Source organism: Pseudoxanthomonas sp. CCNWLY206-1, assembly GCF_039710385.1.
Lineage (GTDB): Bacteria > Pseudomonadota > Gammaproteobacteria > Xanthomonadales > Xanthomonadaceae > Pseudoxanthomonas_A.
In genome coordinates this window covers 681,985-693,692 of record NZ_JBDKXI010000001.1, presented here as the reverse complement: position 1 = coordinate 693,692, position 11,708 = coordinate 681,985, and the positions used below count along the sequence as shown (strand labels likewise).

Here is an 11,708-nt window from a genome sequence, read left to right as displayed (position 1 = left end):
AGGCGTTCACGTAGAGCGGAGCTTGCTCCTCTGCTCTGTGGGCAGGCTGGCGCAGCCAGGGCAAGCACTCAATCTTCGGTGGCTGAGGTCGCAGGCAGTTGTATACCGGGCGTCCAGCCACTCGCGGCCAGAACGGCCTTCGGGTCGTCGAGTTCGATGAGTTCCTTGAGCGCAACCTTGCGATCCTTTGACTTCAGGTAGTACGCCTTCGCGATGCGGTAACCGACCCAGTAGCCCAGATCGTAGGGTTCATCCGAACCGCTGCGGTAGTTGAAAAACCAGTTGGACAGGTCAGTGCTGTCCATGTCGCGGGCAAATGCGGACTCGATCTCCGCTTCCTTGCCGCGGGTCCACTCGGCATGCCGTGCGTTCGCGACATTGCCGGATATCACCTCGGCGATGAGCTCGGCGACACCCTCGGCCAAAGAGACTCGCAGGACGGTGGCGGTCGGATCGCCTTTCTCGAATTCGGTGGGCGATGTCTGCTGGATGTGGCCGTATTCATGGGCAATGATATGGACGAAGCGGTCTTCCACATCCGGGTTCATGAAGTCCGCGAAGCACAGCGCCTCCAGACCGATCGTGACGCCGGCCGGGTTGGTGATTCCTACGGGTCGCCCACGGCCAACCACGATCGCCACCGGGGGAAAGCGAGCGTCGGGATACAAGACGGCAAGCTGGGTGAATGCCACAGCGAGCCGATTCTTCACCGCGGGAAGCGCGACGAGACATTCCTTCGCCTTGGCGTAGATGGCTGGATCGCTCTCCAACTTGTCCGCGATCCTCTGTGCGGTGACGCGCCTGAGCTTGGCAAACTCGCTCAAGCTCTGCGTGCCCTTTGCAAGATAGTCCTTCTCGATCTGCTCTACCGTCGGCTTGCCACCGGTTGCGTCGTAAAGGGCATAGAAGCGCGTGACATCATCGATTCGTATTTCAGGGCCGCGCGGAACGTCGGCTTGGGCAAAAGCGGATGCCGGGAGCAGGGCGAGAAGCACGACAAAGCACGGCAGTCTTGGCATGGACATCAATCCTGAAAGGGTGAATTGCGGAGCGAGTTTCGGATGAGCACCTCCGCCAAAGATTCATGGCCGTACCCAATCCGGCGATTGTGCCAAAGTTTGGCCTCAACGGTGGGTTCAGCTGGTCGATTCCGGGGAAGTCCACTCCGGGATCTCACGTAGAGCGGAGCTTGCTCCGCTGCTCTCGTTGGACGCTGCACGTTGACTAGATGCGGATCGAAGAGCAGCCGAGCGAGCTCGGCTCTACGAGAAGCGCCTTCCCGGGAATTCCATTTCGGGCTTTCACGTAGAGCGGAGCTTGCTCCGCTGCTCTCGTTGGACGCTGCACGTTGACCGGATGTGGATCGAAAGCAGCCGAGCAAGCTCGGCTCTACGAGAAGCGCCGTTCCCGGGGAATCCAATCCGGGTGTTCACGTAGAGCGGAGCTTGCTCCGCTGCTCTCGTTGGACGCTGCACGTTGACTAGATGCGGATCGAAGAGCAGCCGAGCAAGCTCGGCTCTACGAGATGCGCTGTATAATCCGTCGGCATCGCGTTCGGTGACATCCCGTACCTTGCCTGGGATGCTTGCTGGCATTATGACAACGGCGTTAGACACGGAGGCCAAACTCCATCATGGCTGGAAAATTCCTTAAACCCGAAGCGCTTGCCGACTTCAAAGCGAGCGAAGCGCGCACCAATGCCAGGCAGAAGCGGGAAGGACTTACGCAGCATCCGGTCCGCTTCCATGTATGTGGCTGCTCCGATGTCGGCTGCGCCGGCTGGCATGGCATCCTCACCGACAAAACGGTACCCACTGCTGAGGAGTGCGCGAAAATCATCCGCAACGACAACAAAGCTCGTAAGCGCTCCAAGGGGCCTTCTGTTTAATCATTCGCTCTCGTCATGAACCAATAGCTGCTTCGCAAATCCTGGCAATCACCAGACTGCCTTTACGTGCTTCGTCGTCACCGGATGGCGCAAATTCGGTCACGGTAAGGCCGACTACGTCGGCTTCTCGCGCGATACGGCCGACCAGCGCGATCGCTTCTTCGATTCCCACGCCGCCTTCGGGATATGCCACATAAGGGAATTCGCGTGGATCGAGCACGTCCAGATCGAAATGGATATGCACCGGTCCATCGATAACCGTTTGCGAATCCAGCAGTTTCAAATCCATCTCGCGCTGCAGCGCCCAGTCGCCATCATCGCCGACACGGATGCCGAAATAGTGGAAGCGCGTGGGATCAATCGGCTTACCCAGGAAAGGCCGCATCGGCTCCGGTGCACGTCCCAGGATCGCGCTTACCGGCATGCCATGGAAGTTGCCGCTCGGCGAAGTCTCCGGCGTGTTGGCATCCAGATGAGCATCGATCCAGATCACGTGGAGGCCTGGGTGCACGCTGTGCAGATAGTCGATCACCGCGACGTCCACCGCGCAATCGCCACCGGCCGTCAGCACGCGTTTGGCGCCGGAGCGCGCAAGAATGTCCTGGGCGCTGCGGAATTGCGCAAAGATGGCCTCCCAGCGTTGGACGCCGTGAGCATCAGCCGTATTGTTGTCGGCCAATGGCACCTGAGCCAGCGGCGCATACTTCCCGCAGGCGGCAGCTGCCGCTACCGCACCGCGCAATAGATGCTCGCTTCGGCCCGATCCTTGCCACTGCGGATAAGAAAGACTGAGGTCGAACGCCATCGTTTTCATACTCCTTTTGGATCGCTGTTAGGGATGATGCCACGACATGTCCGGTCTGCGATTTGGGTGCGAATCAACATGGGCGATGACAATGCCGATGCCGTGTGTCCGAATTATGTTCCCGCGTCAGATTGATTCTGTCCGAAGTACCTGCGCTACGCCGCAGCCGCCGATCCGAACCAAGTGCTTAGTGCATCGGAAAGTCCCAGCTCCGTACCTTCTCCCACCCATGCCACATATCCATCCGGCCGAACCAACACCGCGGTGGGCGGAGCGACTACGCCGATGGCCGGAAGCTCCCAGGCACCACCGTATTTCGCGTTGACCCGCTGGACCCGATCCGCCCAAGGAGCGATGTCGAGGCTGCTGGGATCGCCGAGGTTGAGCAATACCGGTCGCGCATCATGTAGCAAGGTGAAAACGGGCAATGGACCGTTGACGGTGGCCAACTCAAGGTCGGGTACCCTGCGTCCGAGCAGCGGGTGTCCTTCGCCCAGGTCGTAGCGGATGTCGAGACCCGACATCATCGCCGCGAATCGCCGGCGCGGTTCGTCCATGCCGAGGAGCTCGGCCATGGTGTCGCGCACGGCCTTGATGCGGTCATCCGGGCGCAGTAGCGCGACTGCCGCCATGGTGTTGCGCAGCACGCGGGCAGCCACCGGATGCCGCTCGGCGTGATAGGTATCCAGCAGGCTGTCGGGGGATATCCGCTTGACCACCTGTGCCAGCTTCCACCCCAGGTTCACCGCATCCTGCACACCGGTGTTGAGACCTTGTCCACCTACGGGGCTATGCACGTGTGCGGCATCGCCGGCCAGCAGGACGCGTTTGTCGCGGTACGCCGCTGCCTGGCGCGTCATGTCGGTGAAGCGCGATATCCAGGTCGGATTGTGGGCCCCGTAATCGGTCCCATAGACGGCGATGAGCGCTTCGCTGAGATCGCGCAGGGTGGGTTCGCTGGTGGTTGCGGGGTGCCGTTCGGTCACCATCACCCGGATCGGTCCGCCTTCCATGAAGACCACCTTGCCGTCGCGGATTTCGTAGTTCAACCGGCCGAACGAGTGAACGCCGGTGGCGTCATGGCGGATGCCCAGTTCCGGCTCCTCGGTCATCTCGACCTCGGCGATCAGTGCGCTGGTCGTCGGGTCCCATCCTGGGAAATCGATGCCCGCCGTCTTGCGGACCAGGCTGCGTCCGCCATCGCATCCGACGAGATACTCCGCTCGCAGCGACTGACCACCGGAGAGTGCGACCGTGACGCCGGCATCATCCTGCGCGAAACCTGTTACCTCACGTCCGCGATAGATCGGCACAGCCAACTCGTCGACCCAGCCGGCCAGTATGCGTTCGATGTGGTTCTGCCACAGCCCGAGCCCGTATCCGTGCCGAGTAGGGAAGTCGCTGATGTCGAAGGTCACGCCGGCGAAACCGGCGACCTGGGCGATCTGTCCCTCCGCGAGGAACCGATCGGCGATGCCTCGTTGGTCGAGAATCTCGATGGTGCGCGAGTGCAGGCCGCCAGCACGTGATCCCGCAAGTTCTTGGGTGATTCTCCTTTCGAAAATGGCGACGTTGATGCCGGCCAACGCCAATTCGCCCGCCAGCATCAGTCCCGTGGGGCCTCCCCCCACAATCAATACCGCGTGATCCGCCAACGCGTGCTTTGCGGCCGCGTGTTCCGCCAATGACAGTGCGCTCATTTCATTACCTCCGCATTCCATGGAACTGGTTTTCGGCTGGCGATTAAGCGACACGGCAGGGGGCTTGCTGCAAGCCCCCGGTGGAGTAAGATATTGGAACGGGAAGAGGGGATTTTCTCGATTAAGTTTGGTCCATGATCGATGAAAGTCGTCGACGAAGCCGCGGCGCGACGCCCGCAGTGCTATGCCCCTCGGGCCAGATACTTCTCGCAGATCACCGCGTACGGCGAGGTCTGGAGTTCTTCACCCGCTCGTCCACGCGCTGAAGTGCAAACTACGGACTTTCTTCCAGCGGCGGCCAGTAGGAGGCACACGGATGTACGTCATCATGGGTGGAACGGGGCATGTTGGTTCTGCGGTGGCAGAGACGCTGCTCGCCCGTGGCGAGCGGGTCACCATCGTCACGCGCGATGCGGGCCGCGCGGATGCATGGCACGCAAAGGGCGCGGAGATCGCTGAGGCGGACGTCAACGATGTGCCGTCGCTGCGCGCTGCCTTCAGACTCGCGAGCCGCGCTTTTTTGCTCAATCCACCCGCGGACACTACGACAGATACCGATACCGTCGAGAGGCGAACGGTCGCCAACATTCTTGCCGCGCTGGAAGGCTCCGGGTTGGAGAAAGTTGTCGCGGAATCGACCGGCGGCGCGCAACCCGGCGATCGCATCGGCGACCTGAATGTCCTGTGGGAGCTTGAAGAAGGCCTGCGCCGGCAAGCGATCCCTGCCGCCATCAACCGCGCGGGCTACTACATGAGTAACTGGGACGGGCAGCTGGATTCCGTCCGCAGGACGGGCAAGCTACAGACGATGTTTCCCGCCGACCTGCCCATTCCAATGGCTGCGCCAAGCGACCTGGGCGAGATTGCGGCCCAGAGGCTGATGTCGTCCCTTGGCGATGCTGGTATTCGTTACGTGGAGGGTCCTGCACGCTACTCCTCGGCGGACGTCGCTGAAGCGTTCTCGGAAGCGCTTGGCCGGCCAGTGGAAGCGGTCGTTACGCCGCGCGACAAGTGGAAAGACGCGTTCCGCGATCTCGGTTTCTCCGAGGCGGCCGCGGAGTCCTATGCACGAATGACGGCAGCGAGTATCGACGACGGTTTCGATATGCCTGGCGACGCGTTGCGGGGCAAGACAACGCTCGGGGCATATATCCGCGACCTGGTTGCGGGATCCTGATCCAGGCATCTAAATATTTCGATAGTGTCCGGCCGCGAGTCCGGTTCTAATAACCCGTTCGGGGCGCCGGGCTCTGCGTCAGGTTGTCATGTCGGAGTTTGTAATCAATCCATTGCTGGACACCGGCACCATTTCGGTGGCGGATGTCCTGTGTCAAGGCAACTGCCGTCATCGCAGTGCCGAAGAGTGCGCGCGTGCCACGCATCTCGTGTTTCCCTATCGGGGGCTGTATCTACGCCACGTGGGTAGCGACCAATCTGTCGCCGACGCCAATCACGTGTTGTTCTTCAATGCGGGCGAGGGTTACCAGGTCAGCCATCCGGTGGACGGCGGGGATTCGTGTCTCTCGCTTGCCATCGCGCCCGAGCTGTTGCGCGAACTGGTGCCCGTCGAGCTATTGAACAAGCCAGAAGAACCGACGTTGCGTGTGCAATCGATGCGCATCGATCCACGCGCACAAGCGTTGGTGGCATTGCTGCGCCATAGTTTGAGCCACGGAACCATCGAGTCCATGGAAGCCGAGGGCCTCGCGTTGACATTGATCTGCCGCAGCCTGGGCCCGCGGACGGCTCACGCCACTGGCGCCACGCAGAGCCGGCGAAGACTCGTGGATCGCGTGAAGGTGTTGCTTGCGAACGATCTTGGCCGTCAATGGAAGCTCGCTGATATCGCGGCTGAGATCGGTGGTTCGGCCGTCTACCTGACCCAGGCCTTCCAGCAGGTCGAAGGCATTCCGTTGCACCGTTACCACTTGCTTTTGCGATTGGCGCGTGCGCTCGATCGACTGGCGCATTGTGAAGACATGTCGGCGCTTGCGATGGACCTGGGGTTCTCGAGCCATAGTCATTTCGCGGCAGCTTTCAAGCAAGCCTATGGACGCACGCCTTCGCAGTTCCGGGCAGAGGCGCTGTCCAAGAGAGCCTGAATATTCCGCTTAACATTTCGCTAAATATTTCGACAGCCATGCCGTCGGCCCAGTGGTCTCCTATCCATGCCCCGAATGGAGGGCGTGAAAGGGAGAAATGAAATGAGCGAGAAAACCTGTGCCGCATGCGATTACCCGTTGGACGACAACGCCATCAAGGTAACCATCGGTGGACGTACCGTTGAAGTGTGCTGCGAGGAATGCGCGAAGAAGCTTGGCGAAGCCGAGGCAAGCAAGTGATGGATGCGCGCGAATTCTTCAGCACGCGCAAGACCGTGACCACGCCTTCGGGGGTGGTCAGTTATGTCGAACGTGGCAGCGGCCCGACCGCTCTGTTCGTTCATGGCGTGCTGCTAAACGGTTATCTATGGCGCCATCAATTAACGGACCTGAGCGATACGCACCGCTGCATAGCGGTGGATATTCTGGCGCACGGCCATACCGAGGCCAATGACGGGCAGGACGTATCCGTCACCGCCAACGCGACGATGCTGGCGCAGTTCCTGGATGCGCTGGCGATCGATCGGGTGGATCTGATCGGTAACGACAGTGGCGGCGGCATCTGCCAGATTTTTGCGGCGACCCATCCGCACAGGTTGCGCAGTCTGACGCTCACCAATTGCGACGCACATGACAACTGGCCGCCCGAAGCGTTCCAGCCGTTCGTTGCGATGGTAGCGGCGGGCGGTCTGGAAGACACGCTGCGTGCGATGCGCGCCGACAAGGCGGTGTACCGAGACGCGTTGGCGCCCGCATATGAGCGGCCGCAAGACGTGAGCGACGAGGTTATCGAGACCTATATCGGGCCATTCCTCGATTCGCCCAAGCGCCTCAAGGAGCTCGAGCGCTTCGTCAACGCTTTCGATTGCCATCACACGCTCGCGATTGAGGATGGCCTGCGGCAATTGCAGGCGCCGACGCTGATCGCCTGGGGAACCGACGACGTGTATTTCCCGCTCGAGTGGTCACGCTGGCTGCAGCAGACGATCCCGGGGACGCGGCGACGGGTCGACTTCGAAGGTGCGCGGATATTCTTCCCGGAAGAACGCTGGAAGGACTTCAATCGCGAATTGCGTGAGCATTTCACGGTGATTGGCACAACGGCGAAGCAGCACGCGGCCGCTTAGGACAGCGAATGAACAAGAAGGACAAGCACTCCCCGGCGCAAGCCGGGGCGGTAGCGGTATACGGCGCCCAGCCCGGAGAGCAAAAAGCTTGCTAGTCCTGGTCTGGAATGGGACGGCGAATCCGTAGCGAAAATGCTCTAGAATGCGGCGGCGCCGGGTCCTATCTGGGTGGCCCGCTTTTCTGCAAACGGGGATAACCATGTACACGTATGCGATTGCATTGGCACTGTTCGTGTTCCCATGTCTGGTGGAGCCCGGCGTGGTAGGCGTTCAGACCGTTGGCGAATACGACTCCACGACTGGCATGCCTGCCTCCATGCTCAACGCGGATCAGCCGCAACAAAGCGGCCCGGCAGCTGAAGATCGACCACTAAGCTCAAGCGCGGCGTTCGGTTAGTTGTGGGTTCTGGCGGATTCCGAGAGAAGAGCGTCTGCCAGTACATCCACAAGCCTGCGGCCCGCTTCGCCATCCTTGTCCAGATTGGGGTTGTAGACGGTCACCTCGATGCCCATCGCCTTGCCGCTGGCCAGTGCGATTTCCAGTGTTCGCCGTAGTTCCTGAATCGTAAGGCCGTCGGGCAGGCGGTACTCGACAGCCGGCATGACATCGTCATTCAGGCAGTCTGCGTCGACATGGATGAAGAATCCCTGCAATTCCGGCCGCGTCAGATGCTTCACGGCTGCGGCAGCAGCGGCTTCCACGCCGAGTTCGCGGACCTTGGCCAGATCGTAGGAAAGCAGATCGTCCGGCAACGGCTGACTGCCGTATTCGGCCTGGTCCTTCGCGTCGCGAAAACCGAAAGCGACCACATCCTCCTCGCGTACCAGTGGCGCGAGACCTTCGACATTGCTCAGCAAGGCCGGGCCATGCCCCGTCGCGAAGGCCAGATCCATCGATGCGGCTTCGCCATAGGGTTCCGCTTCCGGTTGGTAGAAATCGGCGTGTCCATCGATGAACATCAACCCGTAGCGGCCACGACGCTTCAATGCGAGTGTTGAACCGAGCAGGATCGAACAATCGCCACCGAGCACCACGGGGAAATCATTCTGCTCAAGAACGTCGGCGATCGCGTCGGCCAGCTTCGGCGACCACGCCGCGATCGCCTGCGCGTTCAATGTAAGCGTGTCCGGATCACGCACATCGCTGTACCGGGGCACGTCGAGCCTGGCGGCGTGGCGTGCCCGCAGGCGTTCAGCCAGTCCATAGCGCAACAAGGTCTCGGGCAATAATTCGACGCCAGTGGGCCTGAGCCCAAGGTTGGAAGGCGCTTCGATGATGGCGTAGTTGCGATCGCTCATAAGTACCGATCCTCTGGCGGCATGCGGAATGCCAGCGATACGAGTATCTATGCGCCCTGGTAAATGTCGTGTTATGGCGGCTATTCGCCCGTCTTGTCCACGACTTGCATCAGGGCCTCATTCATCCTCCCGCCATGCACCTCGATTTCTGAGAACGCGGCATCGAAATCAGTAACATCCGCAGGGATCAGATCAACGGAAACTGTCTGGAGGTTTTCTTCCGGTGGTCCAGCCTGCGCGTGCCCCGCCGCAGAGGGATATCAGGCGCATACGTCCGGCGTAGCGGTGGATTCTTCATCACACCGCCATGAATTCAAATACCGATTTGGTGGCCATTTTTCTGGCGCGCGGGAAAAGAACAGACTGCCGCTGCAAAGAATATCGTTGCAGCGGCAGGTGGCTACATCAGAATACTACGCAGTTTGCCGAAACGTCCTTCCAGCCGGCAAAAAAAACCATCGCTTGACTAGCGGCATCGTCTGCATTTACGGCAGAAGGAACAGCCACCGAACCGATTGGAAAGGAATTCCCGAAGAGTGTTGACGACATGGCACAAATATACCGTTCGGTCGGCGTGCCGCCATGCTCAGTAGCCTTGTCGGACGCAAAAACACTGGTTGAAGCAAAAGCCAACAGCATCGTGGACATGCAAACAGCAAGCTTGTTCATATGATGGTCCTGTAGAAGTAAGTAACTTAAATTCACTGGTGCCTTCACTTTTTGCGTGGTGAAAGCGCGCAGAAGGCTAGCAAAACCATATGAACTAGAACGAACGAAAAGTCAGGCGCTGCAGTCAATTCGAGGTATGTCTATTGATTGCATACGACCAGCATGCACGCTTGCTTGAACACGACCAGTAAGCCGGAATTCGCAACTCGTGAAGAGAAGCCGGCGTTATATCAGCATGACGAGTGGGATGTCTGTGGTTGCATTCGAGGATTCGAATCGTTGGTCACGGACGGAACGCATAAGGTCCAAACGTGGCGCCGATGAATCCGCCGGCTACATCGGCACTCAGCAAACTGGCGTCCAGGTCAGTTGCCACCGGTTGCCATTTGTCTGGCACAACCGAATAGAAGACATCCAGGCGTGGGCCGTCGAGTTGGAAGCGCAGCGACACCGGCTGCTTTGCCGAAGGCAGATCGATGCGAGCCAGGCGCTGCCCGGTGATAGGTTGATCCTTGCCGGCGCGGCGATACAACGCCACCGCGGTTCCTTTTTCATCGCCTTCCAGGCCGACCACGTAGTGATAGCGCTCGTTCTGTAGCAACGCCAATCCCACCAACTCACCAGGAGCGGGCTGATACGGTCCGAGCGTTGTCGATATCGTTGCGCGGTGGTGCTGCAAGCGATGCGCGACGTAGGCAGATTGTCTGCCGCTGTCCTGCTCGCCCAGCGGTGCGGGCGAGGGGGTGAGTTTCAGTCCATCGGGGCCGGTGTGGAACCATGCGTGTTTTGGCGGGTGGATCGTCATCCATTGCGATGGCAGTTTGTCGGCGCTGAAGCGCTCGGTCCACTCGATCGGTCCGCTGGTGGGGACTGGTTGCGGGCTCCGAGGGAGTGCTGGCCGTTCCTGCACCATCGACACGCTTTCGCCGCGTGGCAGGATCACTGGCCAGCCATCACGCCAAGTGACCGGCAGCAGGAAGGTTTCGCGGCCCAGGTTGTATTGATTGCCACGGTATGGGCGCGTGGCCAGGAACACCGCCCACCACGAGCCGTCCTTCAGTTCGACAAACTGGGCGTGTCCGGTGGACGTAATAGGATTCGGGCGGGCGGGATCCAGGTCGCGCTGCGTCAACGACGGATTACCGGACCAGGGTTCATAGGGACCGGTGACCTGCTCGCTTCGCCAGATCATCTGCGCGTGCTGCTCGCCGGTGCCGCCCTCGGCAGCGGTCAAGTAGTAGTACCCGTTGTGCTTGAACAAATGAGGGCCTTCGACATGTTCCGGCTTGCTGGCCGGATCGGCGCCGCCGTCGACCAGTACCTTGCGTGGGCCGACCATCTTCTTTGTCGCCACGTCGAACTGCTGTATCCAGATGGCCCGGTGCCCGTCGTAGCGCATCTTGTCCTCGGGGATGCCATTGTTGAGCATCCAGGCGGTACCGTCGTCGTCGAAAAACAGCGAAGGGTCGATGCCTTCGAAACCCAGCCACACCGGATCGGACCACGGGCCGGCCGGATTTTTTGCGGTGACGATGAAGTTGCCGCCATCGCAGTAGAAGCAAGTGTTGGCAATGTAGAACGTGCCGTCGTGATGGCTGATGCTGGCGGCGAACAATCCGCGCGTCAGCTCATCGTTGCCGTAGTCGAGCTGATCGGCGCGGTCGATGGCATTGCCGATCTGGCGCCAGGACACCATGTCGCGGCTATGGAAGACGGGCAGGCCGGGGAAATAACCAAATGTCGAATTGACCAGGTAGAAGTCGTCACCCACTCGTATCGCCGACGGATCCGGATAGAAGCCAGCGATTACCGGATTGCGGTATTGGGTTGGGCCAACGGCTGGACCGCCATCATCACCGGCGTAACGCACGTCGGTGAATACAACATCGCTGGCCATTGCAGGCAATACGGCGAGGCAAGCTGCCAGCGCAAGGATGAATCGGTTCATTCGGTAGCCCATATCGGTGACGTGGAACAACAGTGCAAAAGGAGTGTTGCCCAGTCGATCCGGCACGACCAATGAAGTTTTTGCCGCCGGCGATTCCGTTCGCAAAAAGACGTAGGTTGGGCGGCGTCCCCAACGCATGGGTCAGGCGATGCGCGGGTCGGCTACGTCGG

11 protein-coding genes are annotated in these 11,708 nt (G+C 60.4%); 5 read left to right on the top strand and 6 right to left on the bottom strand.

The window, feature by feature from the left end; all coding sequences use genetic code 11:
- Window positions 1–68: 68 nt before the first annotated feature.
- Window positions 69–1,019 carry a DUF2268 domain-containing putative Zn-dependent protease gene (locus AADW18_RS02870; RefSeq protein WP_337341832.1) on the bottom strand — a complete coding sequence of 317 codons (951 nt, stop codon included), beginning with the start codon at window positions 1,017–1,019 and terminating at the stop codon, window positions 69–71.
- Between the two features lie 614 nt (window positions 1,020–1,633).
- On the opposite strand from AADW18_RS02870, the gene AADW18_RS02865 reads away from it, so the two are divergent.
- Window positions 1,634–1,888 (top strand): hypothetical protein, encoded by a 255-nt coding sequence (locus AADW18_RS02865; RefSeq protein ID WP_337341831.1) that lies wholly within the window; start codon window positions 1,634–1,636, stop codon window positions 1,886–1,888.
- Between the two features lie 13 nt (window positions 1,889–1,901).
- Here the strand turns inward: AADW18_RS02865 and AADW18_RS02860 are convergent, their stop codons facing one another.
- Both AADW18_RS02860 and AADW18_RS02855 read right to left on the bottom strand, forming a co-directional pair.
- Window positions 1,902–2,693: an arginase family protein gene (locus AADW18_RS02860; protein WP_337341830.1), complete on the bottom strand. Its 792-nt coding sequence runs from the start codon at window positions 2,691–2,693 to the stop codon at window positions 1,902–1,904.
- Window positions 2,694–2,848: 155 nt separating this feature from the next.
- Complete coding sequence (locus AADW18_RS02855; protein ID WP_337341829.1) at window positions 2,849–4,393, bottom strand: FAD-dependent monooxygenase; 1,545 nt, start codon at window positions 4,391–4,393, stop codon at window positions 2,849–2,851.
- Window positions 4,394–4,709: 316 nt separating this feature from the next.
- Between AADW18_RS02855 and AADW18_RS02850 the strand changes: the two genes are divergently transcribed.
- The 4 genes from AADW18_RS02850 to AADW18_RS02835 all read left to right on the top strand — a co-directional run bounded on the left by AADW18_RS02850 (window position 4,710) and on the right by AADW18_RS02835 (window position 7,622).
- A complete protein-coding gene (locus AADW18_RS02850) occupies window positions 4,710–5,570 on the top strand; it encodes an NmrA family NAD(P)-binding protein (RefSeq protein ID WP_337341828.1) in 861 nt (286 codons plus the stop codon).
- Between the two features lie 88 nt (window positions 5,571–5,658).
- A complete protein-coding gene (locus tag AADW18_RS02845) occupies window positions 5,659–6,495 on the top strand; it encodes an AraC family transcriptional regulator (protein ID WP_337341827.1) in 837 nt (278 codons plus the stop codon).
- A gap of 102 nt (window positions 6,496–6,597) precedes the next feature.
- Window positions 6,598–6,735 (top strand): hypothetical protein, encoded by a 138-nt coding sequence (locus AADW18_RS02840; protein WP_337341826.1) that lies wholly within the window; start codon window positions 6,598–6,600, stop codon window positions 6,733–6,735.
- Window positions 6,735–7,622, top strand: a complete 888-nt coding sequence (locus AADW18_RS02835; protein WP_337341825.1) for an alpha/beta hydrolase — start codon at window positions 6,735–6,737, stop codon at window positions 7,620–7,622. Before AADW18_RS02840 ends, AADW18_RS02835 begins: the two co-directional genes overlap by 1 nt.
- Before the next feature lie 393 nt (window positions 7,623–8,015).
- Here the strand turns inward: AADW18_RS02835 and AADW18_RS02830 are convergent, their stop codons facing one another.
- The 3 genes from AADW18_RS02830 to AADW18_RS02820 form a co-directional block, all read right to left on the bottom strand.
- Complete coding sequence (locus AADW18_RS02830) at window positions 8,016–8,921, bottom strand: arginase family protein (RefSeq protein ID WP_337341824.1); 906 nt, start codon at window positions 8,919–8,921, stop codon at window positions 8,016–8,018.
- A 405-nt stretch (window positions 8,922–9,326) separates the two neighbouring features.
- Complete coding sequence (locus AADW18_RS02825; RefSeq protein WP_337341823.1) at window positions 9,327–9,590, bottom strand: hypothetical protein; 264 nt, start codon at window positions 9,588–9,590, stop codon at window positions 9,327–9,329.
- Between the two features lie 283 nt (window positions 9,591–9,873).
- Window positions 9,874–11,487, bottom strand: a complete 1,614-nt coding sequence (locus AADW18_RS02820) for a glycoside hydrolase family 43 protein (RefSeq protein WP_337342108.1) — start codon at window positions 11,485–11,487, stop codon at window positions 9,874–9,876.
- Window positions 11,488–11,708: the final 221 nt, after the last annotated feature.

Bases quoted from the DNA above. Each gene is read 5' to 3' on its own strand.
- AADW18_RS02870 (WP_337341832.1), bottom strand. From the start codon at position 1,019: ATGCCAAGACTGCCGTGCTTTGTCGTGCTTCTCGCCCTGCTCCCGGCA.
- AADW18_RS02865 (WP_337341831.1), top strand. From the start codon at position 1,634: ATGGCTGGAAAATTCCTTAAACCCGAAGCGCTTGCCGACTTCAAAGCG.
- AADW18_RS02860 (WP_337341830.1), bottom strand. From the start codon at position 2,693: ATGGCGTTCGACCTCAGTCTTTCTTATCCGCAGTGGCAAGGATCGGGC.
- AADW18_RS02855 (WP_337341829.1), bottom strand. From the start codon at position 4,393: ATGAGCGCACTGTCATTGGCGGAACACGCGGCCGCAAAGCACGCGTTG.
- AADW18_RS02850 (WP_337341828.1), top strand. From the start codon at position 4,710: ATGTACGTCATCATGGGTGGAACGGGGCATGTTGGTTCTGCGGTGGCA.
- AADW18_RS02845 (WP_337341827.1), top strand. From the start codon at position 5,659: ATGTCGGAGTTTGTAATCAATCCATTGCTGGACACCGGCACCATTTCG.
- AADW18_RS02840 (WP_337341826.1), top strand. From the start codon at position 6,598: ATGAGCGAGAAAACCTGTGCCGCATGCGATTACCCGTTGGACGACAAC.
- AADW18_RS02835 (WP_337341825.1), top strand. From the start codon at position 6,735: ATGGATGCGCGCGAATTCTTCAGCACGCGCAAGACCGTGACCACGCCT.
- AADW18_RS02830 (WP_337341824.1), bottom strand. From the start codon at position 8,921: ATGAGCGATCGCAACTACGCCATCATCGAAGCGCCTTCCAACCTTGGG.
- AADW18_RS02825 (WP_337341823.1), bottom strand. From the start codon at position 9,590: ATGAACAAGCTTGCTGTTTGCATGTCCACGATGCTGTTGGCTTTTGCT.
- AADW18_RS02820 (WP_337342108.1), bottom strand. From the start codon at position 11,487: ATGGCCAGCGATGTTGTATTCACCGACGTGCGTTACGCCGGTGATGAT.